The following is a 26,982-nucleotide window of genomic DNA, read 5'->3' on the forward strand; positions in this document are numbered from 1 at the left end:
AGAGAGGACCGCCCATGCTGCTCGACCCGGGCATGAACCTGACCCTGCGACCGATGAAGTACCCGGACTTCTACGACCAGTACCGGGCCGCCATCAAGAACACGTGGACCGTCGAGGAGGTCGACCTCGCGTCCGACCTGACCGACCTGGCCTCGTTCACGCCCCAGGAGCAGCACCTCATCCACCGCCTCGTGGCGTTCTTCGCCACCGGCGACACGATCGTCGCGAACAACCTGGTGCTCAACCTGTACCAGCACGTCAACTCCCCCGAGGGCCGGCTGTACCTGTCGCGGCAGCTGTTCGAGGAGGCCGTGCACGTCCAGTTCTACCTGACGCTGCTCGACACCTACCTGCCCGACCCGGAGGAGCGCACCAAGGCCTTCGACGCGGTCAACAACATTCCCTCGATCAAGCGCAAGGCCGACTTCTGCTACAAGTGGATCGACGAGGTCTTCGATATGCAGGAGCTGACGACGGCGGACCACCGCCGCAAGTTCCTGCTCAACCTCATCTGCTTCGCCGCGTGCATCGAGGGCCTGTTCTTCTACGGCGCCTTCGCGTACGTGTACTGGCTGCGCAGCCGCGGCCTGCTCGACGGCCTCGCGACCGGCACGAACTGGGTGTTCCGCGACGAGTCCTGCCACATGAACTTCGCGTTCAGCGTGGTCGACATCGTGCGCCAGGAGGAGCCCGAGCTGTTCGACGAGCAGATGCGCCAGGAAGTGACGGACATGCTGGAGGAGGCCGTCGAGGCCGAGCTCCAGTTCGCCGAGGACCTCATCGGCGACGGCATGCCCGGCATGACCGTCAAGGACATGAAGTCGTACCTGGAGTACGCCGCCGACCAGCGCCTCGTGCGCCTCGGCATGCCCAAGAAGTGGGGCTCGGAGAACCCGTTCCCGTTCATGGCGCTCCAGGACGTGCAAGAGCTGACGAACTTCTTCGAACGTCGCCCGACCGCCTACCAAGTGGCCGTGGAAGGCAAGGTCGACCTCGACGAGGAGTTCTGATCTGAAGCCGCGCAATGTACACGGCGAAGCTTGCGAGCCGTGAATGTGTCCAGTCATGCGCGGTAAAGGGCCCGGCACCTGATGGCGCCGGGCCCTTCCCCTATGCCTGCTAGCCGGCGCGGGCGAAGGTGGAACCCTCCGCCTGGGCGCCGTCCTCCAACGACGCGACGCACTGGAACGTGCCGTCGCCCGAGACGTAGACGTCCGTGACCCAGTCGAGCGAGTCGCTGCCGATGAGCTGCGAGAGCGGGCCGCCTTCGACCTGCGCGTCCACGCACGCGCCCGCCACGGTCGCGTCGGCGCGGGCCCCGTCGGCGTCCGAGACGCCCTCGGGGAGCTCACCGGTCGCGTACGCCTCCCACTGGTGCGCCGCATCGCAATCGGTGGCGGCGAACGAGGCGTCGAAGCACGCGGGCTCGGTCACGCACCGGACCCCGTCGGTCTGGAGCTTGCACTCGCCGACGTAATCGGCGGCGGCGGACTGCTCCGCGAGGTCGGGGGCCTCTTCACCGCTGAACAGCCAGATCGCGCCGCCCACGAGGAGACCGAGGATCACCAGGGCGGCGGCGCCCATGCCGACGAGGCGGCCCATGCTCGAGCCGGTGTCGCCCTCCTTGAGGCGGCGCTCGCGGCGGGTCAGGCCGGTCTCATTGCGCGGCACGGGAACCGGGAGGCGCGAATCGTGGTCGTCGCGGGAGCCGCCGGAGGCGAAGGACTTCCAGGCGGTGGTCTCGGAGCCGAAGTCCTGCTCGGCCGGGGCGGCCGGGGTCACCGGGGTGACGGCCGGGCTGACCGGCGGACTCGGCATGCGCGAGTTCACATCCGGCACGACCGGGGACGTGAACGGCTGCGGCGGCTCCTGGGCGCGGCCGCGGCGCTTGCTCGGCGCGAGCCGCAGCGTCGAAGGCGTGTCCGGGAACGAGGCCGGGTCGAGCTGCGCGTAACCGGGAGGCGAGGCCGAACGGACCGCCTCCTGCGGCGGGGACGAGTACGCGCCGAAGACGCCGACGCCTTGGGGCGCAGGGGAACTCGGCGGCGGGTCGTCCGTGACGCGGGGCAGGATGCCGGTGGAGGCCTCGGGGATGCTCGCGAGGAACTCGCGGAACTCGACCGCGGTCGGGCGCCCGTCCGGGTTGTTGATGAGCGCCGTGCGAAGCATCTCGAGCAGGAGCGGCGATATGCCGGGGATCGCCGGGATCGGCTGATCGAACAGGGCCGCAACGTCGTTGATGTCGAGCACCCCGTCCACGGGGAACCGCGGCGGCGTGCCGGAGAGCATCGTGTAGAGCGTCGCCGCGAGCGAGTACACGTCGGCGCTCGGGCCGACCTCGCGCATCTGGAAGACCTCCAGGGGCGCGTACGCGGGCGTCGCCATGGTCGACACGGGCTCGCCCGGGCGGGGCGCGGCGATGAGGCTCGAGAGGCCGAAGTCGCCGAGGACGGCGTGGCCGTGGTGGTCGACGAGGAGGTTCGCGGGCTTGACGTCCCGGTGGACGATGCCGGCCTCGTGCGCGGCGGCCAGCGCGTCGGCGATGCGGATGCCGATCTCGATGGTCCGGTGCGGGGGGATCGTGGTGTGCCGGTCGAGGAGGTCGGCCACGGTGCCGCGGCAGCGCTCCATGACGACGTACGGGTTCGCCTGGTGGGTGAGGCCGGCGGAGAGCATCTTGACCACGCACGGGTGGTCGGAGAGGCGCCCGGCGGTCTGCACCTCGCGGCGGAAGCGCTCTCGGGCGGCGTCGTCGGTCAGCGGCCGGGCCTCGACCTTGACGGCGACTTCGGAGCCGTCGTCGTAGCGGGTGGCGCTGTAGACGATGGAGAAGGCGCCGCGGTCGATCTCGCGGAAGCCGGTGAGGCGCTCGATGCCCTGGAAGAGTGCTTCGGGATCGGTGCTGTTCAGGGGCTCGGCGGGGACGGTCGTTGCGAGGTGGGGACCGGTTGGAGCACCGTAGGACGAGATGGTGTCCACTTTGATACAGCCTCCGTTCTCGGCGGCGCCTGCGGCCATGCGCTGGCCGGGCGTCGGTGCTGATGCAGGTCGGTGCGCGGATCGGGGCGATCTGCGCGTGGGGGACGTACCGAACCTAGGTCATAGTGCTCGGGCCTGGGGGATCCGAGTCATGGGACCTTTGACGCATAACGTTACGGCAACGCGCCCACGATTCTGTATACCCCTGGACGAAGAGCCAGCGATAACTGGCCGAACGGCTGATATGTCGCTTCCACTGGGCGAACTGTCGGTAGCCCATAGTGAATGCATCCCCCGTGTGGCGCGCGGGAGGACGGGCGGTCCGACTGGAACGGGCCCCGTGCCGCAAGGCTCCGGCCTGAAAGGGCCGCCCGTCCACCCGCTGCGTCTCCCCCACCGCGTCAAGCATCGCAGCGTCGAGGGCGGGGCCGGCGTACAGGGTGTGCGTCCTCACGAGACGGTCTTTCTCACGAGAGGCGCTCCTCACGAGGCGGCGTTGCTCATGAGACCCTTGCGGCCTCGAGGTAGCCCTCGGCCCAGGCGGTGGACGCCGGGTCCTCTCCGAACGACTTCAGGGCCGTGCCGGCCCACTGGCGGGCCGCTTCGAGCCGGCCCTCCTCGTCGAGGAGGCGCGCGTAGCGGGCCACGATCGCCCGGCGCGGACGGCCGAGCGCGGGCTCGTCGTAGTGCGCCGCAAGGGGTTCGAGCATCGCGAGGGCTCCGGCGCGGTCGCCCTTGGCGGCGCGCACGTCGGCCAGGAGCGCGGTGTTGGCCGCGCGGCCCGGCTCGAGCACGTCGTCGGTGACGAGCGCCAGCGCCTCCTCCGCGGCGGCCTCGGCCGTGGCCGTGTCGCCGAGTTCGAGGGCGCATTGGCCTCTGAGGTTGTGCGCCAAGGAGATCAGGAGCGGGTGGCCGGTCTGGGTGCCGTATTCCTCGGCGCCTTGGGCGAGGTCGAGGGCGTGGTCGAGCGCGCCGATCGAGCGGGCCGCGAGGGCCCGCACGTACTTGGCGAAGCCGCGGCCCCAGTCGTCGTCGATGCGTTCGAAGTCGCGGAAGGACTTGCGGGCGGCCGCGTCGGCGCCTTCGGGGTGGCCGAGCGAGACCTGTGCGGCGGCGCCGATGGCGCGCAGGAGCCCGACGGCGAACACGTCGCCCGAGCGCTCGCCGATCGGCATGAACACATCGGACAGTCGCTTGGCCTCGGTGAAGCGCCCGGCCATGAGGAGCGCGAACGCGGAGACGCCGCGCACCCAGGCCCGGCCGACCAGGTCCATCTGGCGCGCAAAGGCTTTCGCGGCCTCGCGGAGCACGTCGTCGGCGCCGTCGAAGTCGCCGCGGGCCACGAGGACCCACGCGCGGTGCTGGAGGGCCCAGGCGAGGCGCTTGTCGTCGCCCACGCCGAACGCGGTGTCGTAGGCGTCGAGGAAGCGGGTCTCGGCTTCGCTGAGGTGGCCGGCGAGGAAGTCGAGCAGGCCGATGCGGCACTGCGCGTCGCAGCGGGGGCCGGCGAGGCCTTCGCGGCGGGAGAGCGCGAGGGCGGCGGTCCAGGCGGTGCGGGCGTCCTGGAGTTCGCCCTTGTAGCGGTGGAGGCGGCCACGCAGCAGCAGGAGCTGGGCGACGAGTTCGGCCTCGTCCTCGGCGAAGTCGTCGCCGAAGAGGCGCCCGGACGGGTGCTCCTCGTGCTCGCCGGGCTCGTCGGCGGGGACGATGAGGCCGATGTCGATGGCGAGGCCTTCGATCTCGGACTCGGCTTCTTCGGTGCGGCCCAGGCGGGTGAGGGCCCGGCCGCGGAGCAGGCGGTCGTCGTAGGAGAGGGGCGCGAGGCGTTCCACGCCGTTGAGGAGGGCGACGGCGCGCTCGGGCTCGGAGGCGTCCATGGCGCGGGCGGCCTGCTTGCGGACGGCCTCGACCGCGAGCGGGAGGACGTTCCAGACCTCGTCGAGCGCTTCGATCTCGACTTCCTTGGCGAGGGTGACGGCCTGCTCGGCGTGGAAGACGACGAGGTCGTCGGCGCTCTGGCCTTCGAGTTCGGTGTCGGCGGCCCAGCGGGCGATCTCGGCGTGCGCGTGCGCGGCGTCGGCTTTCCCGATGGGCGCGTAGGCGGCCTGGCGCAGCAGCGGGGTTACGAAGCGGTAGCCGCCGTAGGAGCGGCGGCGCAGCATGCGGCGGTCGAGGAGTTCCTGGAGCGCGGTGTCGAACTCGCCGGGGACCTCCTTCTCGAGGAGCTGCGCGGCCTCGGGGGGCACGGCGTCGCCGAAGATCGAGGCGGCGCGCAGCAGCGCGCGGGCCGAGGGCGTCAGGGCGTCGATGCGGGCGCCGAGGACCTGCGCGAGGTCGCGCGAGAGCACGCGGCCGGTGAGCGACCCGGCGGCGAGGCGCCAGTGGTCGCCGTCGCCGGAGAGCAGGCCCTGCTCGGTGAGGAGGGTGACGAGCTCGGCGAGGTAGTACGGGTTGCCTTGCGCGAAGCCGAGGAGTCGGTCCTCGTCGGGCTTGGGCATGCGCCCGCCGCCGAGGAATTCGCGCAGGAGGCGCGCGGCGTCGGCGCCGGCGAGCGGCGGCAGGGGGTGCACTTCGGCTTCGGAGATGCGGGTGAGCACACCGGAAGAGCGGGTGAGTTCGGGACGGCCGTAGAGCAGTACGAGCACCGGCCCGTGGATCTTCGAGAGCGCGACGCCGAGAGCATCGATACCTGCTGCGGAAGCAGTGTGCAGGTCGTCGATGTTGAGCACGAGCGGGCCCTGGGTCGCCATGTGCGTGATGAGCTCGGCGACGGCCTCGGGGATCGTGTAGGCGTCGGACTGCTGGCCGGTGAACCCGCCGACGCGGTCCGCCGCCCCAGGACGCCCATGCCCCAGGAGCCCGAGGAGAAGCGTGATGTTCAGTCGGCACTCGCCGTGGTCGGCGTGCCCGTCCGCGATGCGCCGGAGCTTCGCTTCAGCGGTCGCGCGGTCGTCGTCGAAACGCAGACCGGCGGCCTTGCGCACCAGGTCCGCGAGCGGCCCGAACCGGCGGCCTTCGCCGTAGGGCGCGACGCGCACGGTCAGGACCCGCGCGCCGCGTTCGGAGGCGACGGTCCGCACTTCGCGGGCGAAGCGGGTCTTGCCCATGCCGGCTTCGGCGGTGTGGATGAGGACCAGCGGCTCGCCGCGGTCGATGACGGCTTCGAGGCGGCCGTTCACGCGGCCGATCTCGGCGTCGCGGCCGATGAACGGCGCGGTGTCGCCGAGGCTCGCGCGCGTCCCGGGCTCGTCCTCGAGACCCAGGAGCTGGAACACTTCGACGGGCTCACGCTTGCCCTTGAGGCGCACGGGCGTGAGGCGGCGCCAGGCGGCGGCGTGCTTGGTGGAGCGCATGGTCTCCTCGCCGGCCCAGATGGTGCCGACCGAGGCGATCGCGCAGATGCGTGAAGCGGTGTTCACGGTGTCGCCGATGACGGTGTACTCGAGGTTCGCCTGCATGCCGGCGACCACGAGGCCGGAGCGCAGCCCAATGCGAAGTCCGATGGGAAGACCACCACCGGACTCGGCTTTGAGGAGACGACGCACCCGTTTCTGCATCGCCTGAGCGGCACGAACGGCCCGCTCGGCGTCGTCTTCATGGGAGAGCGGAGCGCCGAAGACGGCCATGAGGCCGTCGCCCATGAGCTTGTCGACGTGCCCGCCGAACTCGTTCACCGCGGACACGCACTCGGCGAGCAGCCGGTCGGTGACCGACGAGACCCGCTCGGGGTCGAGACTTTCAGACCAGGTCGTGAAGTCGGAGAGGTCGGCGAACAGCACCGTCACATACCGGCGCTCGGTCTGCGGGGCGGTCGCCTCCGGGGAGAGGGGCGCTCCGCAGTTATGGCAGTAGCGCGCGCCGGGCACGGTGGGCACGGAGCAGAATGGGCAGGTCACAGCAGCACCAACGCCGAGGGCAGGGTGTGTTGTTCCCCACTCCTTGTGGGAATGGGGTGGTTCTTGCGCTTCACGCTCGCAAGGATACGTGGCCTAGCTGACAGATACCTGTGTGCAGAGGCACAATTCCCCAAGAGCACGACCCGTCCCTGGCCCGAAAGTACGAGCCCGCTCACCCCCGAACAGGACACCAGCTCAGAACCCACGCAGCCCACCATCCTCGATAGAATCACCCCACCAGAGCCGAGCACCCCCACCGCGGCTCCACAACTGAAAGCCCCGCCATACTCGACGCGCCTCGGCAACCTCTACCAAGTCCGCGCCGACGGCAGGCGATACAGCCTCATCCCGAAATGGGCCATGAACCCCAAGGACTGGAAGCGATTCACCGACCTCATCCAGGAGCGAGCGCAGTGAACCCCCCTGCCACCGAGCAACACCCACGACGCCCGGATCTACGAGGTCGCCACTGACGGCAGGCGCCGCCGGGTGCTGACACCTGCTGGTGGGGAAATCGAGAGGACTGGCGCGGCCTTGCCGACACCCTGCTCGACACGGCCCCGGGAAGCGTTGAGACGGATGGCCGAAAAGCATCACGACCCCGCCCCGGCCCGGCTTCCTCGACCGGTTCAAGGCAGAAGGGTGAAAGCTCCGACGTGAGCGGGCCGGACGATGTTGAAGTGACGGTGGTCGATCGTGGCCACCTCACCGATACCCAGGCGCTCGGCGAGCGCGACGACTGAAGCGTCCACTGCCCCGAGCGGGAGGTCGGCGTACCGCTCGACCAGTTCGGCGATGCGGAGCAGCTCCTCGTCAGTGGTCGGGCTGAGCGTCAGCGGTCCGCGAGGATCGGCGAGCGCCCGCAGGAACAGCGCCTCGGCCTTGGAACCGCGGTTCCGGTCAAGGAGCCAGCAGACCTCGGTGAGCACCGGCGCCGGAATCAACAGCGGTACCCGCACCGTGCGAAACCACTCCACGCATCTTGCATGGTGATCGTCATCGTTGTCCATCAGCGCCACCAGCGGGCCGGTGTCGACGACGATCAACGCGCTTCGCCCTCGTCTCGCAGGATCTCCTCGTGCCGCTCGGCGAGGTCGCCGCGGCCGGAGGAGAAGGACCCGATCCAGTCGGGCAGAGCTGCTTCGTTCCGGGCCGGATCGGGCATGGCGTAGCGTGCCCGAATCCAGGTGAGCGCCTCGGCGGCCTGCGGCTCGCCGAGATCCTCGACCAGACGGTGCAGCAGTTCCTTGCTCGTCATGTCGACACCTCCCTTTGCGTGGTCGGATTCAAGCGTACGGCGTCCGTCCGTGAGATGCGCTGAACCCGGTCTGCTCGGCGGCGGGGTTACGAGGGGTGGATGGGGTTGCCGTCTTTCCAGACGACTCCCTTGTTGCGGCAGAGGCAGAAGGGGTGGCCGATGGGGTCGGTGTAGATGTGCCAGCCGTAGCCTTCGCCTTTGCTGAAGCGTTTCTGGAGGGTGGCGCCGAGGGCGGTGAGGCGTTCGTGTTCGGGTTCGAACTCGTCGACTTCGAAGTCGAGGTGGAACTGCTTGGGGTGCTCGTCGTCGGGCCAGGAGGGCGCGCGGTAGTCGTCGACGCGCTGGAAGGCGAGTTCGATCTCGCCGAAGGTGATGCTGACCCAGTCGGTGCTGTTGTCATTGACGGGGCGGCCGGTGACCTCGGCGTAGAACGCGGCGAGCTTCATGGGCTCGGGGCAGTCGATGATGAAATCGGTGAGTTTCAGCATCGGGAGATACTCCCACAAGCCGGGGCGTTCACGGAAGTCCTTGCAGCACAAAGGGCCCGGAACGCGGCAGCGCTCCGGGCCCTTCTCTGCTGGTTACGCGGTGACCAGGCTGGCCTTCTGGAATTCCTTGACCGTCGTGTAGCCGGTCTTGGCCATGGCCCGGCGCAGGCCTCCGAAGAGGTTCTGGGAGCCGTCGGAGGAATTGCTGGGGCCGTAGAGGATCGCCTCGAGGTCGGGGACCTCGACGTCACCGGAGTCTCCCGGGCGGAAGCGGCCGCGGGGCAGCTTCGGGTGGGAGGCGGCGGAGTGCCACCAGGCGCCGGCGGCCGGGGACTCGGCGGCGTCCGCGAGGATCGAGCCGAGCATGACCGAGTCGGCGCCGCAGGCGATGGCCTTGGCGATCGCGCCGGAGTTGGTCATCTCGCCGTCGGCGATGAGGTGCACGTAGCGCCCGCCGGTCTCGTCGAGGTAGTCGCGGCGCGCGGCCGCGGCTTCGACGATCGCGGAGGCCATCGGGACGTCGATGCCGAGGACGGTGTCCGTGGTGGACCAGTCGTCGGAGCCGACGCCGACGATGACGCCGGCCGCGCCGGTGCGCATCAGGTGCATCGCGGTCTTGTAGTTGGTGGCCCCGCCGACGACGACGGGGACGTCCAGGTCCGCGATGAACTGCTTCAGGTTCAGGACGTCGCCGCCGGAGGAGACGTGCTCCGCGGAGACGATGGTGCCCTGGATGACCAGCAGGTCCACCCCGGCCTCGACCGCGAGCGGCGCGAGTTCGGCGGTGTGCTGGGGGCTGAAGCGGATGGCGGTGGTGATGCCGCCGGCGCGCAGTTCGGCGATCCGCTCGGCGATGAGCTCGGGCTTCACCGGCTCGGCGTAGATCTCCTGGAGCCGCTCGATGGCGTTCTCGGCGGGCGTGTCCGCGAGCTCCTTCAGCAGCGAGTTGGGGTCGACGTAGCGGCACCACAGCCCTTCGCCGTTGAGCACGCCGAGGCCGCCGAGGCGGCCCATCTCGATCACGGACGTCGGGCTCATCGTCGCGTCGGACGGGTGCCCCACGGCCGGGATCTCGAACCGGTAGGCGTCGAGCTGCCATTCGGTGGAGACGTCGTCGATGTCCCGGGTCCGCCGGGTCGGCACGAGCGCCACTTCGGACAGCCGCCAGCCGCGCGCCACGATCTTGCCGGGGCCGATCTCGACCAATTCCCGCACAGTCACTCCTCCTACAGGGCCCGGACTACCGCGTGTGGTAGTTGGGTGCTTCCACGGTCATCTGGATGTCGTGCGGGTGGCTCTCCTTGAGGCCCGCAGCGGTGATCCGGACCAGACGGCCACGTTCATGCATCCCTTCGATGGTACCGGCCCCGGTGTAGCCCATCGCGCTGCGCAGTCCGCCCACGAGCTGGTAGACCACCTGTGCGAGGGTGCCGCGATAGGGGACCTGACCTTCGACGCCCTCGGGGACGAGCTTGTCGTTGGACTCGACGCCGCCCTGGAAGTAGCGGTCCTTGGAGTAGGACTTGGCCTCGCCGCGGGACTGCATGGCCCCGAGCGAGCCCATGCCGCGGTACTGCTTGAACTGCTTGCCGTTCATGTAGATGAGGTCGCCGGGGCTCTCGGCGCAGCCGGCGAACAGCTGGCCCATCATGACGGTGGAGGCGCCGGCGACGATGGCCTTGGCGATGTCGCCGGAGTACTGGATGCCGCCGTCGGCGATGACCGGGACGCCGCGTTCGCGGGCGACGCGGACGGTGTCCATGATCGCGGAGACCTGCGGCGCGCCGACGCCGGCGACGACGCGGGTGGTGCAGATGGCGCCGGGACCGACGCCGACCTTGACGCCGTCGGCGCCCGCGTCGATCATCGCGTTCGCGGCCTCGGCGGTGACGATGTTGCCGCCGATGATGTCGACCTTGTCGCCGAAGTCCTTGGAGACGCGGGCGATCATGTCGAGCACGCCGCGGGAGTGGCCGTGCGCGGAGTCGACGGAGAGGATGTCGATCCCGGCCTCGACGAGCTGCCCGGCGCGCGCGTACTGGTCGTCGCCGACGCCGATGGCGCCGCCGACGCGGAGGCGCCCGACGTCGTCCTTGGAGGCGTTCGGGAACTCTTCGCGCTTGGAGAAGTCCTTGACGGTGATGAGGCCGCGCAGGCGGCCGTCGGCGTCGACGATCGGGAGCTTCTCGATCTTGTTGCGCTTGAGCAGCTCAAGGGCCTCTTCGCTGGAGACGCCCTCGGGGGCGGTCACCAGGTTGCGGGAGGTCATGACGGAGGCCACGGTCACGGACATGTCGCTCTCGAAGCGCATGTCGCGGTTCGTGACGATGCCGATGAGCTTGCCGTCCTCGTCGGTGACGGGGAGGCCGGAGATGCGGTACTTGCCGCAGAGCTTGTCGACCTGCTCGAGGGTGTCCTCGGGCGAACACGTGACCGGGTCGGCGACCATGCCGGACTCGGAGCGCTTGACGAGGTCGACCTGCTGGGCCTGCTCTTCAGCGGACATGTTGCGGTGCAGGATCCCGAGGCCGCCGAGGCGGGCCATGGCGATGGCCATGCGGGCTTCGGTGACGGTGTCCATCGCGGCCGTGAGCAGCGGCAGCGAGATGCGGACGTTGCGGGTGAGCTGGGTCGAGGTGTCGACCTCGGACGGGATCACATCGGATTCACCGGGCAAGAGCAGTACGTCGTCGAACGTCAGACCGAGCGGGATCGCACCGGCCGCGCCCATCGGCACCGTCGTGCCGCCGACTCGCCCACCGGTGGCACCCTCGTGCCCCTGAATTCCGAAATCCCCTGAGAACGCCATGGGTCAATCGTAGAGCCGTAACGTGCGTCGCTCCGAAGCGCACACGTCCCCTTGAGGTGTGATTCGCAGCGGAAACGCGGCGGATTCAGGGGATGACCGGACGGGTGTGAGCGGGGCGTCGCCCCGCTCACCCGCCGCACCGTCAGACTCGTTGCGGAATATGCCGGTATGCCCTAGAAGACGTCTTCCACGGCGTCGGTGACCGCATCGGAGGCGGTCTCGAAGGCGTCGGACTCCGAGACGGAGTCCCAGGCGTCGCCGGCGCTCTCGCTGACGTCCTCCCAGACCTCGGTGGCGTCGATGTCGGTCACGGTGTCCGCGACACCGTCCACCACATCGTCGAAGATCTCTTCTACGTTCTCGCCGAAGCCGTCCATGGCCGTCTCCTCAGTGTTGCGGGTTGACTTGCGGCCCATGCTAACGAGCGGGACGCGCACTGTCAGCACGCGGAGGCGAGGCTGGCACGCATCCGGGAGTCACCACCCCGCCACCGCGCACGCCCGGCAAGGTCGTTGCCAAGGGTTAGGCTGGGAAATGTGTATGAGGAGCCACGCGACCCGTTCGCCGACGATCCCGACCACGCGGACGCGCTCGCCCCGTTCGAGCCCGAACTGGACGAGGACGACCGCGCGGACCTCCTCGAAGACCTCCACGAACTGGAGCTGTTCGAGAAGGTCCTGCACCCGCAGGGCTACCGGGGCGTCGTCGTCGACTGCGCCGACTGCGACGAACCGCACTACTTCACGTGGGGCCTGCTCATGGCGAACCTGCGCGGCCTCCTGGAGGCGAACTGCGCGCAGGTCCACGAACCGGCCTTCGACCCCGATCCGGCCCATTACGTGACCTGGGACTACGCCCGGGGGTTCTCGGACTGCTGGATCATGACGCACGGCGAGGACGCGGTCTAGGCGACCGCCCCGGTCTCGGCCGTCTTCACCGGCTCGTCGGCGCGGGGCTGCGGCGCCTTCCGCTTCTCGTCCCTCGCCTCGAGCACGTCGAGCCGTTCGGCCGCGAGGATCGCCCGCGTCAGCCCGGCCCGCACGTACGGCGCGTCGGAGCCGGTGTTCTTGAAGGTCCAGATGCCGATGTTGATGAGCGCGATCGCGATCGCGTACATGAGCTCGTCCTGCAGCCGGTCGTTGTAGAGGAAGATCCCGATGATGACCACCGGCAGGGCGTAGAGCCAGGCCGCGGGCTGCCAGGACTCCAAGCGCTGCAGCGTCATGATGTCTCTCTTGGGGACGGTGGAGAGACCTTTCCCGTTGTGCCAGGCGCGGGCCCGCCGGTTCGCGTCGAGCGCGAACCACAGGCACGCCGAGATCATCGTCGCCACCGTGATGATCCCGATGGGGCTGAAGATCACCCACCACCGCCGCTGCACCAGTGTCGGCAGCAGGATGTACACGGTGGGGAAGATCGCCGTGCCCCTCATCATGAACGAGGCCGCCGCGGTGCGTACGCCCGTCCATCCCCGCCGGCGGATCGCCGAATGCGGGGTCATGTCCGCGAAGATGTTCATGTACAGCCGCAGGGCGGGAATCGCGTAGGCGAGCGCGACGATCCGCACCGGCAGGTTGTCCCACGCGGCCGGTATCTCGTAGTCGGCGGCGCGGATGTCGTCGAGCAGCGGGATGCCCTGCTGCCCTGAGCGGTTGAACAGCCAGTTGGCGTACTCGATCCATTTGGCCTGCCAGAACAGGTCGAGGTCCCGCGACCACCAGGTGAGGACGAGGGCGAGCGTCACCCACGACAAGAGCGCGCAGGCCACGGCCCAGCGTTTGAGGCCCCGCGCCTGCCGCAGGTGGTGGGCGCGCATGGGGTGGGTCGCTTCGTCGGTGGCCTTGACCTGCCTGCGGCGGACCTTCCAGATCTCGCGCTGGCGCTTGACGGCGGCCACGCCGGGCAGGAGGTTCTTGAGCCGCTCGCGGCGGGTCGTCGGCCGGTCCTTCTCGGCCGCTTCGAGGACTTCGAGTTCGCACACGAAGAGGTCGCGGATCTCAGTGAACCGGCCGCGGCCGGCGTCGATGCCGGAGACGGCGAGGCGCTGCGAGGGGTCGGCGTCGACGAGGTCTTCGAGGAGCCGCGCGAGGCCGACCGAAGCGACGTAGAACTGGTCGGGGACCGTGCCGGGGGCGCTGTGCGGGATGCCGCCGATCGCCATGAGCACCATGCCGACCGAGTAGAGGTCGGCGAGGTGGCCGCCTTTGCCGGTGGCCTTGACCTCGGGGGCGATGTACACGGATTCGCGGGACTCGGCGCCCACGAGGGTCCGCGTGTGGAGGAAGTTCACGCCGAGGTCGATGAGCTTGAGCTTCACCGTGGTCGGGTTCTCGACCTGGACGATGATGTTCGACGGCGTGAGGTCGTTGTGGTGGCCCACGTTCTCGGCCAGCGCGGTCATCGCGTCGAGCAGGGCGGTGCCGAGGACGCGGAGTTGGCCGATGTCGACTGGCCGCACGATCTCGGACTTGGGTTTCCTGCGGCCCTTGGCGATCGTGCGGAGGTGGTCGGTGAGGGTGGTGCCTTTGACGAACTCCATGAGGACCCAGCTGTCGTGGCTGGCCCACACGGTGACGAGGGGCGAGCCTTCGGGGCGTTCGCCGCCGAAGTCGCGCTGGTAGTCCCTGGTGGCCTTGACGATCGCGGGGAGGCGCAGGTAGGGGTAGATGAGGATTTTGAGGGCGTAGTGGGTGGCCCAGCCGGCTTTGGGGGTGTCGGAGTCGACGGTGACGATGACCGAGGTGGTGCCCTGGCGGTGGAAGGCCATGGTGGCGAAGTCGATCGTGTCCCAGACGTCGCGGGCTTCGGTGTCCTCGTCGGCGGGCCGGTAGAGGGCTTCGATGGCGTCTTGGACGCGGGGGTGGGCGACGAGGTCGCGGCAGAGGTCGTCGGCGGAGCGGCCGGCGATGTCGCCGCCTTCGTAGGTCTCGCCGTGGTAGCGCATCCGGTCGGAGCGGTGCATGGCGATGAGTGTGAGCAGGAAGAACCCGAGGTGGCCGGTGGTGGCGTGGCTGACGCGTTCGTCGGGTTCGGGTGCGGCCCACCAGGTCCAGAGCTGTTCGAGGGCGGCGGCGCGGTCGATGCCGAAGCGGTCGGCGTAGGCGCGTTCGTCGAGCGGGAGGTCGAGGAGGGCGGTGCGCCAGTCGCCGGTCTGCCACTGGTCGAGTTCGGTGGCGGCGTCGCGGTCGTCGATGCGGCCGGTGAGGTGGGCGCAGGCGTCGGTGAGGCGGTCAACCAATGCGCTTGCCATCGGCGGTCCTCACGGTGACGATGCGGGGGACGGAGCGGAAGGCGCCGTCGCGGATCTCTTTGACGGGGATGCTCTGCACGGCGGCGGCCATGACGGCGTGGGCTTCGCGGGCGGCGGTGATGAGCGCGTCGCGGTCGCGGGTCTGGTTGCCGACTTCCTTCATCCACGGGAGCGGGGCGAGGTCGAGGACCTGCGGGCCGGGTCCGGGGTCGGTCATCCAGTGCTGCAGCTGTTTTCGCTGGCTGCGGTATTGGAACTGGGAGGCGACGTAGGCCTTGCCGAGGCCTTTGCGGAGGCGTTCGAGGTAGGCGATGGAGTAGCGGCGGCCGGGCGAGAGGCGGGTGGGCGGGGCTTTGAGGGGTTTGGTGCTGAGGGAGAGGACGTGGGTGCAGCCGTCTTCGAGGGCGAGGAGGCTCGGGTGGGCGGTGAGGACGCCGCCGTCGAGGGCGCGTTCGCCGCGGAACGTGCCGGTGCCGGGGACGGCGACGGGCATCCAGCAGCTGGCTTTGAGTGCGGCTTTCAGGTCGTCTCGGGATTCGAACTCGTGGGGGCCGATGGCTTTCAGGCTGTCCACGAGGCTGATGGTGACGTGGAATTCGGTGGGGCTCTTGAGGATCTTCTCGAAGTCGAGGGGTTTGACGGTCTCGATGACCTCGTCGAAGGCGTAGTCGAGGTTGAGGAGCGGGCGGCCGGTGAACATGTTGCGGATGTCGACGAACTTGCGGGTGGCGAGGTCGTCGAAGTAGATGGTGAGCGGGTACCAGCAGTCGCCGCCGGCCATGAAGTAGGCGGCGTTGATGGAGCCGGAGGACGAGCTGTAGACGGCGTCGAAGACGGGGCGCAGGCCGAGGTCGTCGAGGGCGACGAGCATGGCGGCGGAGGTCACGCCGCGCATGCCGCCGCCTTCGACGGCGAGGCCGAGCTTGTGGCCGTCGGTCCGCGCGCCGGGCTGGGAGCCTGCGGCTTGGCGGGCCCGGATCAGTTCCAGGACAGGGTGATCGACGGCCCAGTAGCGGTCGGCGTCGTGGGCATAGATGTCGGACAATTCGGCCTCGCTCAGGGGTGCGGCGTTGCGGCGGAATCGGATTGTCCTCAGGATAGCCCGTTCGCCCACAATGCGCAGTCCCCGAATCGCGCTCGGGAGCGCCGGAGCACCAGCCGGAGGCGATCCTGCGGGCGTCGCGCTCGATCGCGCGGCACATCCGGTCGCCCGCCATTCGATCGGCCCGACCGGCGGCTCCGTGAAGACCGCGACGGGCCGGGGCCCGGCGCGTTTGTCCTCGTCGAAGCTGATGCCATGCAGGGCAGGGTTCTCGGCCGGTCAGCAGCGGAACTGGCGCAAGAGCACCCGCGGCGGGAGTTCAACCGAACTCCCGCCGCGGCTTCACACTTGGCGCCCGCTCAGTAGTACCACTCCCAGCAGACCGTGTAGGAGTGCTCCGGGAACTCGGGGCTGCTCCAGGTGGACCAGCCGTACCCGTCGCAGAAGCCCGAGGCGTCGTAGTCGCTGGTGCGGCCCACGACGCGGACGTTCGCGGTGTCGCAGCTGTCCGCGAACGCGAACGTGTCGTCCTCGTACAGGACCATGCAGGTGTACTGCTCGGCGTACCCGATGTCGTCCGGGTAGACGATCTGCAGGCAGAGGGTCACATCGAAGTAGGAGTCGGTCGCCGCGTAGGTCCGTGAGCGTTCGCCATACGCGTCGTTGGCGCAGGCGTTCGGGTCCGATTGGCCCTCATAGCGTTCGAGCACGCGGAACGATCCGGTGTCGCACGAGGTTGTGGTCCAGGCGGAGCTGTAGTCGTTGGGGCCGTATACGCATTCGCCGGTCTGGGCGCGGTAGGCGGTGTCGCCGTCGATGGGGATGTAGGCCATGCAGAGGACCCGGGCGGTGACCGTGGAGGTGACCGACTGGTCGGAGTACACGTCGGCGTCGCAGACGCCGAGGTCGTTGGTGCCTTCGACGATGTCGATCACCTCGAACGCCCCGGCGCCGCAGTAGGTCGACTCGATGTCGACCTCGACATCGGTGATGTCGCCGGAGACGTAGAAGCAGTCGCCGACGGCGGCATCCGCGACCGGGTCGGGCTCGACGGAGTCGCTCGTGTCCTCGGTCTCCCCGCTCCCCCAGTCGTCGGTCGGTTCGATGCTGAAATCGTCGGTCTCACTTGCGGAACCGGTGCCGGGTCCCGGACCGGTATCGTCGTCGGCGTTGGCGACGCTGACGCCGATGAGTCCCGCGAGGACCACGCCGCCGACCGCGGCCCAGCCCTTCAACGTCAGGCCGAGCACGGCCTTCACGGGGACGACCTGGTCGCCGACCGGGACCGGGATCTGCGTGTCAGCGAAGGGAATGTTGCCGGTGACGCCGTGGTTCGGGTCGAAGCCGAGACTGGCGGCCTCGCCGGAGGGGACGTTCACGTCGGGGCCGCCGCTCGCGGCCGGGTCGGCCGGTTGCGGAGCGCCGACGCCGAAGCTCACGCCGAAAGCCGCCGCGCCGTCGTCGTCATCGGCGGGACGCCCTGACGGGCGGGCCTTCTTGTCGTCCTTGTCGGGCTTGCGGGCGGTGCCGTCGCTGTCGCGGCCGTTCGAGTCCATGGGCGCTCCTCATCGAAAGGGGTGGTCCTCGATGAGAGCTTGCGGCGCCCGGTCACGGGTCCGTCCCAGTCCCGTCACGACGAGCGACACTTCGACTCGCGGCCGCCCTAGGCGGTCCGTTCGCCGAGACTGCGGAACACTGGACCACGACCGGACCCTGAACGTGGCGGTCGCCGAACCCGCAGGTGGTCGACCCCGTCAAGGGCGTCCACTGCGCACTGCCGAAGGAGCTGAGCCTTGACTGACCCGTTCATCAGGACGTTCGAGGACGCCGGACACGAAGGGCCCCTTGCGGGTCTGCGCCTGGCGGTCAAGGACCTGTTCGACCTCGCGGGCGTTCCCACGGGCGCGGGGAACCCGCGCTGGCTCGAGACGCACGAGGTCCCGGGCGAGGACGCGGTCGCGGTGGCGCGGCTGCGTGCGGCCGGCGCGCGGGTGGTCGGGAAGACCATCACCGATGAGCTGGCGTGGAGCCTCAACGGCACCAACGCGCACTACGGGACCCCCGAGAACCCGGCCGCCCCCGGGCGGGTGCCGGGCGGGTCGTCGTCGGGTTCGGCGTCGGCGGTCGCGTTGGGGCGCGCGGACATCGGGCTCGGCACGGACACGGGCGGGTCGATCCGCGTCCCGGCGTCCTACTGCGGACTGTTCGGGCTGCGGCCGACGCACGGCCGGGTGAGTCTGGAGGGCGCGGTGCCGCTGGCGCCGTCGTTCGACACGGCCGGGGTCCTGACGCGGGACGCGGCGACGCTGCGGCTCGCGATGGGAGTGCTCCTCGAAGGCGCGGCGGAGGCCGGGCCGATCACGAGACTGCTGGCGCCGCAGGACATCTGGGCGGAGATCCCGGAGGCGACCCGGGCGGTCGTGATGCCGAAGGCCGAGTCGCTGGGACTGCCGATCGACCGCACGCCGTTCTTCCCGGAGAGCGGGGACGCGGCGCCGCTGGAGACCGCGCGGGTCGCGTACGCGACCTTGCAGGCGTGGGAGGCATGGCAGGCGCACGGCGCGTGGATCGAGGCGAACGAGCCGGAGTTCGGGCCGGGCGTGGCGATGCGGTTCGCCAATGCCGCGAAGCTGGACGGCGCGGACATCGATGCGGCGCAACGGGTCCGCAGCGGCGTGACCGCGCTCGTGCGCGACCGGCTGCCGGAGGGCACGGCCCTGGCGATCCCGGCCGCGCCGGGACCGGCCTTCTTGATCGGGGACCAGCCGAACCGGGAGGCGATCGTGCGCTTGACGTGCATCGCGGGCCTCTCGGGCGCACCGGGCCTGGCCGTGCCGGCGGGCACGGTCGAGGGTCTGCCCGTGGGCCTTCAGCTCGTGGCCGCACCGGGCGGCGATGAAAGGCTGCTGGAACTGGCCTGAGCCGCAGGCGCACAGGGGCGATCGGCGCGGGCGCGTCCGACGGAGGCTGCCCCCTCTCGGGGCCGCCATGCCGGGACCGATCGGCCAGAATGGAAGCGGCTCAGGCGGATCGATCGCGCGACAGTGCTGTGCGAGACGGTCGTTCCGACCACGTGTTCGGGCGACCGGCGGCCGGCCGTCTCGGCCGGGCCGATGGGCGGCCCGGTGGTCGAGACGGCCAGTGCTCGCGGCCGCTCGCCGGTCCGGTCGGCCGATGGGCGGCCGACACGTCAGACGGTCGAGACGGCTCGCGCGCGTGCCCGATCGATCATCGACTCGCGTCCGGTCGGGACGATGGGTGTCCCGATCCTGTTGCGGCCCAAGCGATGCTGCCGCGTCTCATGCCGATGCGGACCGGGGCGCCGGTGCCGCGGGGCCCCCTCGCCCCGCGGAATCCCTCGGTCCTGTCATGTCACCGTGTACTGCTGGAACTGCCTGTCGGGCGCCTCGCGCCACCGCGCCTCGCCTCGGCGGACCGCCGTGCATGACCTGCCGGTCACCACGGTCGCCTTGCGGGCGTGTCGATCCGGGGAACGTCGCGTCCTCTCCTGCCAGTCGGGACGCGGCCGTCGCTAGTGGATGGTCAGCAGACGAGGCCGGAACGGAAGGCCTCGGCCACCGCGTGGGCCCGGTCGCGGGCGCCGAGCTTGCGGAACATGCGCCGCGCGTGGGTCTTGACGGTGTCCTCGGAGACGAACAGGTCGCGCCCGATCTCCGCGTTCGACTTCCCTTCGCTCATGCCCCGCAGGACCTGGAGTTCGCGCTCGGTGAGCTTCATGCCCTGCAGCGTCGAGCGCTGCCGCGGCACGGTCTCGGTGACGCGCTGGAGCGTCGGCGAGGCGAACATGATCGCCTGCGCCAGCGCGACCAGCAGGTCGTCGCAGTTGTTGGACGGGGTGCGGATGACACCCCGGGCGCCCGCGGCGACCACCATGGCCGCCGTGCGCGGATCGGCCGCGCCGGACAGGAGGACTCCCGTCCGGGGCGAGCGGGCGCGGACGGTCTTGACGAACTTGACCGGGTCGGGCGCGGCCAAGGCCACGTCGACCAGCACCACGTCCACCTGGCGGCGCCCGAGTTCGAGGAACAGCTCGGAAGAGCCCTCGACCGACTTGACCGCCTGCGCCAGGCCCATGCGGGTCGCGCAGGCCGAGATCTTCTGTCCGGCTTGAGGAGTCTTAACACAGACCAGTACGGTTCTCACTTTGTTCTACCTTTCGCTGCGGTAGGCCGTGCGTGTCTCTGTTACCAGCACGCAGGCGGTCCGCCGCCATGACGCGGTTTCGCGCGAGTTTTTCGAGTGACTTTTCGAGGTTTCCGGGGCGAGTCGCGGACGCATGCTGTTCGGGTTCGGTTGACCCGAGTTCCTCGTCCCGGATGGGAAACTGGGGGCATGACACAGCGAAGAGGCGGACGACCGTACCGAGCCGAGGCCCGCGATATTGGTGACCATCGTTCACATCCACCTCGCCATGACTTGTCTAACGAACTAACGGCCCTGGAAGGTACGAGTTACGGCCGATATAAATCCTTGCGTGGCAAATGGTGGGCGGGTCCGGCGATTCTGGACATATCCCGGGTGCAGTCCGACCCGTACGCGCCGCCCAGCCGAGTCGCTCTCGAGTTCGACGCCGAGGCCGCTGACCTGCTCGAAGAGTGGTACGCGACGCCCGAGCGGCGGCGCGCGCTGGCGGTGCTGCTGGCGAAGCGGTTCCGGAAGGCGTGTCCGTCAAAGGACCTGCGGATCGACGGCGGCGGACAGGAGATCCTGCGGCGCGCGTCGTGCACCGTGGGCGCGGACGGGTCGGTGGTCTTCCGGCTCGGCGCGCAGTTCCCCGGGCACGGGCGGCGGATCGCGGGCCGGCAGGCCGCGCGGCTGCTGTGCGAGATGCTGCCGGACGCGGCCGACGAGGCGCTGGCGGTGAGCGAGGAGGAGGCGACGGTGTGGACGCGCCACGCCGACGATGTCAAGGCGCTCAGGGAGGCCGTGGCGGCGGCGGGGCTCGTGGCGTTCGTCGCGGACGGGTCGATGCTCGCCCGGCGCTCGGGTGTGGACGACCGGCCGTTGGAATCAGGCGTGCCGTTCGCGAGCCCGGAGTCGATGGCGGTGGCGTTCGAGCTGCCGCATGCGGGCACGGTGCGGGGCATGGGGATCGGGCCGGGCGTGACGCTGATCGTCGGCGGCGGGTTCCACGGGAAGTCGACCCTGTTGCGGGCCTTGGAGTCCGGGGTGTGGGACCACGTTCCCGGCGACGGCAGGGATCTCGTGGTCGCGGACCGGTCGGCGGTGAAGATCCGGGCCGAGGACGGGCGCGCGGTGACGGGCGTGGACGTGCACGCGTTCGTCGACCACCTGCCGAGCGGGGACGACACGCGGCATTTCACGACCGAGAACGCGTCCGGTTCGACCTCGCAGGCCGCGGCCGTGGTCGAGGCCCTGGAGGCGGGCGCGACGGCGCTGCTCATCGACGAGGACACGGCCGCGACGAACCTGATGATCCGGGACGCGCGGATGCAGGAGCTCGTGGCGAAGGACCGCGAGCCGCTGACGCCGCTGGTGGACTTGGTGCGGTCGATGGCCGACGAGCACGGGGTGGCCACGATACTCGTCATGGGCGGATCGGGCGACTACATGGACGTCGCGGACCGGGTGATCCTCATGGACGCGTACCGGCCGGAGGATGTGACGGAGCGGGCGAAGGCCTTGGCGGCCAAGCCGACCGGGCGGCAGGTGGAGGCCGAGGGGTTCCGGATGCCGCGGGCGCGCGTCGTCGACCCGCGGTCGGTGTCGTCGGAGTCGCGCGGGAAGCAGAAGATCAAGGCCGGGGGCACGGACGGGCTGCGGTTCGGCGAGTCCGATGTCGATGTGAGGTCGGTGGAGCAGATCACCGACCCGGCGATGACCACCGGGATCGGCCTGGCGATCGAGGCGGCCGTGCGGCACGGCTGGATCGACGGGGAGGCCACGGTTGCTGAGGCGCTGGACCGCATGGACGAGGTGCTGGACGTGTTCGGCGAGGCCGAGCTGCTGAAGATCCGGGACATCGACCTGGCGGTGCCGCGGCGGCACGAGGTGGCGGCGACGCTCAACCGGATGCGGGAGCTGCGGGTGCGCCAGAGCGGCGAATGAGTTGGGGCCCTTGCCGTTCGGGCCCGGACGGGGCTTTCTGGGGGGCTTGCGGCGGTGAGGGGCCGAACCCGTTGTTTACGGGCAGAAAAGTGCCTTCGCGGCTCCGATCCCCAAAGGCCGCGAAGGCTCTTGAACTCTATCGGTTTCCCGACAGTAGTGCGACTAAGTGTCGGGATGTTGACACTTGCGGTTCCGACCCCCCGATCGACCTGCGGCTAAACCAGGGTCTTGAAACGCGGCAAGGCCGCCGACGGGGCGTCGGCGGCCTTGCGTGCGTTCCTTCGCCGGTCGGGACCGGCTCCCGGCGCTAGTGCGAGTGGCTGTGCCCGCCGTGGGAGTGCGAGTGGCCGTGACCGGCCTCCTCTTCCTCTTCCTCGGGCTTGTCCACGATCGTCACCTCGGTCGTCAGCAGCATGCCGACGATCGAACCGGCGTTGAGCAGGGCGTTGCGGGTGACCTTCACCGGGTCGAGGATGCCGGCCGCGACCAGGTCCTCGTACACGCCGGTGGCGGCGTTCCAGCCCTCGCGCCAGCCCTTGCCCTCAACCGCGTTCACGATCACGTCGCCGGACTCGCCGGCGTTGATCGCGATACGGCGCAGGGGCTCGGACAGCGCCTCCTCGACGATCTTGAGGCCCACGCGGGCCTCGGGGTCGTCGAGCTCGATCTTCTCGAGCACGGAGATCGCGTGCACCAGGGCCGCGCCGCCGCCGGCGACGATGCCCTCCTCGACCGCGGCCTTGGTCGCGTTGACCGCGTCCTCGATCCGGTGCTTGCGCTCCTTCAGCTCGACCTCGGTGGCCGCGCCGACCTGGATGACGGCCACGCCGCCCGAGAGCTTCGCGAGGCGCTCCTCGAGCTTCTCGCGGTCCCAGGACGACTCGGTCGTGGAGGCCTGCTGCTTGATCTGCGCGATGCGGGCGTCGACGGTCTCCTTCTCCCCGGCGCCGTCCACGATCGTGGTGGCGTCCTTGGAGACGGTGACGCGGCGGGCCCGGCCCAGGTGCGAGAGGTCCGCGGCCTTGAGCTCGAGGCCGACCTCGGAGGAGATGACCTCGGCGCCCGTGAGGGCCGCGATGTCGCCCAGGATGGCCTTGCGGCGGTCGCCGAAGGCCGGGGCCTTGACGGCGCACACGCGCAGCGTGCCGCGCAGGGCGTTCACCGTCAGGGTCGCGAGGGCCTGGCCCTCGACGTCCTCGGCGATGATCAGGAGCGGCTTCGAGGTCTCGACGACCCTCTCCAGCACCGGCAGCAGCTCCTCGATGGAGCCGACCTTGGCGTTGGTGATGAGGATGTAGGGGTCCTCGAAGACCGTCTGGCGCGAGTCCTGGTCGGTGATGAAGTTCGGCGAGATGAAGCCCTTGTCGAACTGCATGCCCTCGGTGACCTCGAGGATCGTCTCCAGGCTGGAGCCGTCCTCGACGGAGATGACGCCTTCGACGCCGACCGAGTCCATCGCCTTCGCGATGAGCTCGCCGATCTCCGGGTCCTGCGCCGAGACGGCCGCGACCTGCGCGATGTGCTCGTGCGAGTCGATCTGGATGGCCTGGGCCAGCAGCTCCTCGGACACGGCGTTCGCCGCGGCCTCGATGCCCTTGCGGATCGCGATCGGGTTCGCCCCGGCCGTGACCGCCTTGATGCCCGCGCGGCTCATCTTCTGGGCCAGCACGGTCGCGGTGGTGGTGCCGTCGCCCGCGACGTCGTTCGTCTTGGTCGCGACCTCCTTCACCAGCTGCGCGCCGAGGTTGGCGTACGGGTCGGCGAGCTCGATCTCCTTGGCGATCGTCACGCCGTCGTTGGTGATCAGCGGCGCGCCGAAGGAGCGCTGGAGGACGACGTTGCGGCCCTTCGGGCCGAGCGTGACCTTGACGGTGTCGGCGAGCTGGTCGATGCCGTGCAGCAGGTTGTGCCGCGCGTCCTCGGCGAAGTTGAGAATCTTCGGCATGGTTTCCCTTCCTAAGACACGATCGGGCCCTTCACCCACGGCGACGCTTGCGAGCCGTAAATCAGTGGGGTAGGGCCCGGAACGTGCTAGTTCTCGACGACCGCGAGGACGTCGCGCGAGGACAGGACGAGGTATTCCTCGCCGTTGTACTTGACCTCGGTCCCGCCGTACTTGGAGTAGATGACCACGTCGCCGACCTTCACGTCGATCGGGAGGCGGTTGCCCTTGTCGTCGAAGGCGCCCGGGCCGACGGCCAGAACGGTGCCCTCCTGGGGCTTCTCCTTGGCGGTGTCGGGGATGACGATGCCCGAGGCGGTGGTGGTCTCGGCCTCGTTCGCCTGGACCACGATGCGGTCGCCCAGCGGCTTGATGGCAGCCTTGCTCACTTGGTTTCTCCAAACCTGCGTGTTCAATACGGATGTACGCCACGACGGCGCGGGTCTCGTCGTCGCGGGTGCCGAGGCACCGGCCCGTGGCTGTTGGCACTCTCGAGGCGAGAGTGCCAAGCCGATCATAGCGCTTAGCAATCTCGGTCTGCGAGTGCTAAGGGTCAAGATAGTTCGCCCAGGTGGGGACGTCAACGCCGGGTCTGCGAAGTCATAGCCCCGCGACCGCGGGTACCGCCGGTGAGGGATCATGAAACCCGTGGAACCCAGCCTGCTCGCCGCCCTCCGGGCCGACCCCGAGCTCCAGCGCGCCGCCGCCGAGGCCCTCGCCCGCGACGGCGACCGCGCCCCGCTCGCGCTCCGCAAGGCCGGCGTCACACCGGATCTCGCCGCCGCCGCCCTCACCCTCGCCGACCTCCGGCGCCACGCCGCGGCCAAGTTCGGCGCCCGCGCCGAGCGCCTCTACTTCACCCGCGCCGGTCTGGAACAGGCCACGCGATGGGTCGTCGCGGAGCGCCGCGCCGCCCGGTTCGCGCGCCACGCGACGACGGTGACCGACCTGTGCTGTGGCCTCGGCACCGAGGCCCTGGCGTTCGCGGAGGCGGGCATGGCGGTCAAGGCCGTGGACATGAGCGAGGAGACGGCCGAGTACGCGAAGGCGAACGCCGAAGCGGCGGGCGTCAGGGTCGAGATCGAAGTGGGCGACGCGCTGGAGACCCCGATCGCCGATTCGGCCTTCGCCGACCCGGCCCGCCGCTCGGGTTCGACGAGGAACTTCAACCCGGCCGACTACTCGCCGCCGCTGGACCGGGTGCTGGACCACATGGCATCGACGCGTTTCGCCGCCCTGAAACTCGGACCGGGCATCAGCCACGACTGGATTCCCGAAGGCGCCGAAGCGGAATGGGTGTCGGTGGACCGGGACGTGGTCGAGGCGTGCCTGTGGCTGGGCGAAGCGGCCGAAGTGCCGCGGCGCGCGAGCCTGTGCAAGGCGGGCGAGTGGCACGAGCTGACCGGCAGCGGTGAGGAGAAAGCCCGGGTCGGAGCAGTAGCCGCCTACCTTTATGAACCCGATGGGGCGGTGATCAGGGCGGGCCTGGTGGCGGAGCTGGCCGAGACACTGGAAGCCCACACGGCGAACGAGACCATCGCCTACCTCTACAGCGACCGGCTCGTCGAGACCCCGTTCGCCAGGGCCTGGAAGGTCGAAGAGGTCTGGCCCCTCCACCCCAAGAAGCTCAAAGCCCTGCTCGCAGAACGAGGCATCGGCCGCCTCACGATCAAGCAGCGCGGCACCGGCATCGACCCCGCAGCCCTCAGAAAGCAGCTCAAACTCAAGGGCCCCAACGAGGCGACCCTTGTCGCGACCAGGGTCGGAACGGACCACGTGGCGATCCTCTGCCGGGAAGTCAGCGCTGCCAGCCTTTGATCAGGTCGTCGGGCCCGAAGGCACCGTCGAGACCCTTGCAGTCGAAGCCGCTGCGGGATACACCGACCAACGGCAGATCCTCGTCAGTAAGCGCTGCCCGATGGTTCTGCAGCGCAGTCAGGTCGCGCCGGTCGAACTTGTCGTTGTCGAGCCACTTGATCGAACCGACGAAAAGCAGCTCTTTCGCCACCGGGGCATCGTCTGCACCGACGATGTCGATCTCGACATCATTGCTGCGGGTCCAGTAGCCACCGATCTTTCGGGCGTACGGAATCGACTGCGAGGGAAGCGTCCTTGCTAGCGACTCCCTGACCAGCGGCTCGATCGCCCGGCCCCGCCAGCTGGTCCAGGACGCACGGATCCGGTTCACGACCAGGTCTCCTCGGAGCCGCTCGATCTCGTCCAGGTACGGTTCGACGAGCGCGAGCCAGAACCTCAGGTACGGGTCGTCGATCGTGTACCTGCGCTCTTTCGAAGGTCTCAGGGAAACCGGCAGATTCGAGGCGACGATCCCTTTCTGCACCAGGAGATCCAGGGCGCGGCTCAGGGTTGAATGTGAAATGCCACCGGCGGCGCGGGCGATATTGGTGAAAGTCCGTTCGCCGCTGCCGATGGCCCTCAGCACATGCTCCGCCATGGCTTGATCGGGAAATTCGGCGGCGAGCATGAGCCGCGCAGACACCACCAGTGCGGAGAGCGGCTTGGCGAGCGACCGTTCGAGGAAATCCCACAGGCCCGCGCCCTTCCGCCAGTCGGCGCAGATCAGCGGGAGGCCGCCCGTGACCAGGGCCGCGTCGAAGGCGGCAGCGGGTTCGAGGCCGAGCATCTGCCCGATCTCGGCCGGGTTGAGCGGTCCGAGCACCATCTCCGTTCCGCGCTGATGGAACGGTCGGTCATAGCTGTTGAGAGCCTTCATCATCGACAAGTCAGAGCCGATGAGCAGCAATAGGACGGGCTTACGGGACAACTGCCGATCCCAGGCGCGCTGCAGGATGCCTTCGAAGGCGTCCACTCGGTCCATCAGGTACGGGACTTCGTCGAGAACCACCAGACTCGGGGTGTCGTCGGGCAAGATGTCGGCGAGCAGTCGAAGGGCGGCGCTCCAGTTGGCCGGCGGGTCTTCGAGATATTGGGCGCGCTCGGGGAGATCGGAGTCGGCGACCGCTTCGCTGAAGCTTTCGAGCTCGCCCCCGGGGACCTCTCGGGCAGCGGTGAAGAACAGGGTCGGCAGGCGGGAACGCCGGGTGAACTCCTCGACCAGAGCCGACTTGCCCACACGCCGACGGCCGCGCAGCATCAGGCACTTGCCGGGGCTGCGGTGCTCGATGCCCTCCTTGACACCGTCAAGGACATCATCGAGCATGGCGAGCTCTCTGCTTCGCCCGACGAAATCGTCCATGCGCACCTCAC

General features: G+C 69.6%; 20 protein-coding genes. 5 read left to right on the forward strand and 15 right to left on the reverse strand.

The genetic code is table 11. The annotated features are described in order from the left end of the window. The first annotated feature begins 14 nt into the window (after positions 1 to 14). Positions 15 to 1,010 (forward strand): ribonucleotide-diphosphate reductase subunit beta, encoded by a 996-nt coding sequence (locus tag O2L01_RS11180; RefSeq protein ID WP_270122009.1) that lies wholly within the window; start codon positions 15 to 17, stop codon positions 1,008 to 1,010. A 109-nt stretch (positions 1,011 to 1,119) separates the two neighbouring features. Here the strand turns inward: O2L01_RS11180 and O2L01_RS11185 are convergent, their stop codons facing one another. The 8 genes from O2L01_RS11185 to O2L01_RS11220 all read right to left on the reverse strand — a co-directional run bounded on the left by O2L01_RS11185 (position 1,120) and on the right by O2L01_RS11220 (position 11,846). After that, a complete protein-coding gene (locus O2L01_RS11185) occupies positions 1,120 to 2,979 on the reverse strand; it encodes a serine/threonine-protein kinase (RefSeq protein WP_270122010.1) in 1,860 nt (619 codons plus the stop codon). 500 nt (positions 2,980 to 3,479) lie between these two features. Next, positions 3,480 to 6,875, reverse strand: coding sequence for an adenylate/guanylate cyclase domain-containing protein (locus tag O2L01_RS11190; protein ID WP_428834370.1), 3,396 nt, complete (start codon positions 6,873 to 6,875; stop codon positions 3,480 to 3,482). Positions 6,876 to 7,504: 629 nt separating this feature from the next. After that, complete coding sequence (locus tag O2L01_RS11195) at positions 7,505 to 7,921, reverse strand: type II toxin-antitoxin system VapC family toxin (protein ID WP_270122012.1); 417 nt, start codon at positions 7,919 to 7,921, stop codon at positions 7,505 to 7,507. Beyond that, a complete protein-coding gene (locus O2L01_RS11200) occupies positions 7,918 to 8,133 on the reverse strand; it encodes a hypothetical protein (protein ID WP_270122013.1) in 216 nt (71 codons plus the stop codon). The genes O2L01_RS11195 and O2L01_RS11200 overlap by 4 nt, the downstream gene beginning before the upstream one ends. A gap of 86 nt (positions 8,134 to 8,219) precedes the next feature. Next, positions 8,220 to 8,621, reverse strand: a complete 402-nt coding sequence (locus O2L01_RS11205) for a VOC family protein (RefSeq protein ID WP_270122014.1) — start codon at positions 8,619 to 8,621, stop codon at positions 8,220 to 8,222. 93 nt (positions 8,622 to 8,714) lie between these two features. Next, positions 8,715 to 9,836 carry a GuaB3 family IMP dehydrogenase-related protein gene (locus O2L01_RS11210; protein ID WP_270122015.1) on the reverse strand — a complete coding sequence of 374 codons (1,122 nt, stop codon included), beginning with the start codon at positions 9,834 to 9,836 and terminating at the stop codon, positions 8,715 to 8,717. A gap of 25 nt (positions 9,837 to 9,861) precedes the next feature. Next, positions 9,862 to 11,430, reverse strand: coding sequence for an IMP dehydrogenase (guaB, locus tag O2L01_RS11215; RefSeq protein WP_374727642.1), 1,569 nt, complete (start codon positions 11,428 to 11,430; stop codon positions 9,862 to 9,864). Positions 11,431 to 11,603: 173 nt separating this feature from the next. Beyond that, complete coding sequence (locus O2L01_RS11220) at positions 11,604 to 11,846, reverse strand: hypothetical protein (RefSeq protein ID WP_270122016.1); 243 nt, start codon at positions 11,844 to 11,846, stop codon at positions 11,604 to 11,606. Between the two features lie 120 nt (positions 11,847 to 11,966). Here O2L01_RS11220 and O2L01_RS11225 point away from each other — a divergent pair, with 120 nt between their 5' ends. Next, complete coding sequence (locus tag O2L01_RS11225; protein WP_270122017.1) at positions 11,967 to 12,338, forward strand: DUF5319 family protein; 372 nt, start codon at positions 11,967 to 11,969, stop codon at positions 12,336 to 12,338. Here the strand turns inward: O2L01_RS11225 and O2L01_RS11230 are convergent. From O2L01_RS11230 to O2L01_RS11240, 3 genes are all read right to left on the reverse strand, one after another. Beyond that, entirely contained in the window at positions 12,335 to 14,680 is a 2,346-nt protein-coding gene (locus O2L01_RS11230) for a protein kinase domain-containing protein (RefSeq protein ID WP_270122018.1), read from the reverse strand. The genes O2L01_RS11225 and O2L01_RS11230 overlap by 4 nt on opposite strands. Next, entirely contained in the window at positions 14,661 to 15,725 is a 1,065-nt protein-coding gene (locus tag O2L01_RS11235) for a patatin-like phospholipase family protein (RefSeq protein ID WP_270122019.1), read from the reverse strand. Before O2L01_RS11235 ends, O2L01_RS11230 begins: the two co-directional genes overlap by 20 nt. A 356-nt stretch (positions 15,726 to 16,081) precedes the next feature. Next, positions 16,082 to 17,278, reverse strand: a complete 1,197-nt coding sequence (locus tag O2L01_RS11240; RefSeq protein ID WP_270122020.1) for an LppU/SCO3897 family protein — start codon at positions 17,276 to 17,278, stop codon at positions 16,082 to 16,084. Positions 17,279 to 17,515: 237 nt separating this feature from the next. On the opposite strand from O2L01_RS11240, the gene O2L01_RS11245 reads away from it, so the two are divergent. After that, positions 17,516 to 18,643, forward strand: a complete 1,128-nt coding sequence (locus O2L01_RS11245; protein ID WP_270122021.1) for an amidase — start codon at positions 17,516 to 17,518, stop codon at positions 18,641 to 18,643. Positions 18,644 to 19,265: 622 nt separating this feature from the next. Here O2L01_RS11245 and O2L01_RS11250 read toward each other — a convergent pair. Then, positions 19,266 to 19,886, reverse strand: coding sequence for a helix-turn-helix transcriptional regulator (locus O2L01_RS11250; RefSeq protein ID WP_270122022.1), 621 nt, complete (start codon positions 19,884 to 19,886; stop codon positions 19,266 to 19,268). Between the two features lie 189 nt (positions 19,887 to 20,075). Here O2L01_RS11250 and O2L01_RS11255 point away from each other — a divergent pair, with 189 nt between their 5' ends. Continuing rightward, the gene (locus tag O2L01_RS11255; RefSeq protein ID WP_270122023.1) at positions 20,076 to 21,812 is read left to right on the forward strand and encodes an ABC-ATPase domain-containing protein; all 1,737 of its coding nucleotides are present in this window, start codon (positions 20,076 to 20,078) and stop codon (positions 21,810 to 21,812) included. A gap of 307 nt (positions 21,813 to 22,119) precedes the next feature. Here the strand turns inward: O2L01_RS11255 and groL are convergent, their stop codons facing one another. Together groL and groES are read right to left on the reverse strand one after the other, a co-directional pair. Further along, positions 22,120 to 23,757: a chaperonin GroEL gene (gene groL / locus O2L01_RS11260; RefSeq protein WP_270122024.1), complete on the reverse strand. Its 1,638-nt coding sequence runs from the start codon at positions 23,755 to 23,757 to the stop codon at positions 22,120 to 22,122. Positions 23,758 to 23,843: 86 nt separating this feature from the next. Beyond that, positions 23,844 to 24,143 (reverse strand): co-chaperone GroES, encoded by a 300-nt coding sequence (groES, locus tag O2L01_RS11265; RefSeq protein ID WP_091037834.1) that lies wholly within the window; start codon positions 24,141 to 24,143, stop codon positions 23,844 to 23,846. Positions 24,144 to 24,402: 259 nt separating this feature from the next. On the opposite strand from groES, the gene O2L01_RS11270 reads away from it, so the two are divergent. Next, positions 24,403 to 25,572, forward strand: a complete 1,170-nt coding sequence (locus O2L01_RS11270; protein ID WP_270122025.1) for a class I SAM-dependent methyltransferase — start codon at positions 24,403 to 24,405, stop codon at positions 25,570 to 25,572. Here the strand turns inward: O2L01_RS11270 and O2L01_RS11275 are convergent. Then, entirely contained in the window at positions 25,553 to 26,971 is a 1,419-nt protein-coding gene (locus tag O2L01_RS11275) for an ATP-binding protein (RefSeq protein WP_270122026.1), read from the reverse strand. The two genes, O2L01_RS11270 and O2L01_RS11275, sit on opposite strands and share 20 nt — an antisense overlap. Positions 26,972 to 26,982 lie beyond the last annotated feature (11 nt).

The sequence above is a fragment of the Glycomyces lechevalierae genome (assembly GCF_027622945.1).
Classification (GTDB): domain Bacteria; phylum Actinomycetota; class Actinomycetes; order Mycobacteriales; family Micromonosporaceae; genus Glycomyces; species Glycomyces rutgersensis.

Excerpts from the sequence above, each read along its gene's own strand:
- O2L01_RS11180 (WP_270122009.1), top strand. The coding sequence starts at position 15 with ATGCTGCTCGACCCGGGCATGAACCTGACCCTGCGACCGATGAAGTAC.
- O2L01_RS11200 (WP_270122013.1), bottom strand. The coding sequence starts at position 8,133 with ATGACGAGCAAGGAACTGCTGCACCGTCTGGTCGAGGATCTCGGCGAG.
- O2L01_RS11205 (WP_270122014.1), bottom strand. The coding sequence starts at position 8,621 with ATGCTGAAACTCACCGATTTCATCATCGACTGCCCCGAGCCCATGAAG.
- guaB (WP_374727642.1), bottom strand. The coding sequence starts at position 11,430 with ATGGCGTTCTCAGGGGATTTCGGAATTCAGGGGCACGAGGGTGCCACC.
- O2L01_RS11220 (WP_270122016.1), bottom strand. The coding sequence starts at position 11,846 with ATGGGCCGCAAGTCAACCCGCAACACTGAGGAGACGGCCATGGACGGC.
- O2L01_RS11230 (WP_270122018.1), bottom strand. The coding sequence starts at position 14,680 with ATGGCAAGCGCATTGGTTGACCGCCTCACCGACGCCTGCGCCCACCTC.
- O2L01_RS11240 (WP_270122020.1), bottom strand. The coding sequence starts at position 17,278 with ATGGACTCGAACGGCCGCGACAGCGACGGCACCGCCCGCAAGCCCGAC.
- O2L01_RS11255 (WP_270122023.1), top strand. The coding sequence starts at position 20,076 with ATGACACAGCGAAGAGGCGGACGACCGTACCGAGCCGAGGCCCGCGAT.
- groL (WP_270122024.1), bottom strand. The coding sequence starts at position 23,757 with ATGCCGAAGATTCTCAACTTCGCCGAGGACGCGCGGCACAACCTGCTG.
- O2L01_RS11275 (WP_270122026.1), bottom strand. The coding sequence starts at position 26,971 with ATGGACGATTTCGTCGGGCGAAGCAGAGAGCTCGCCATGCTCGATGAT.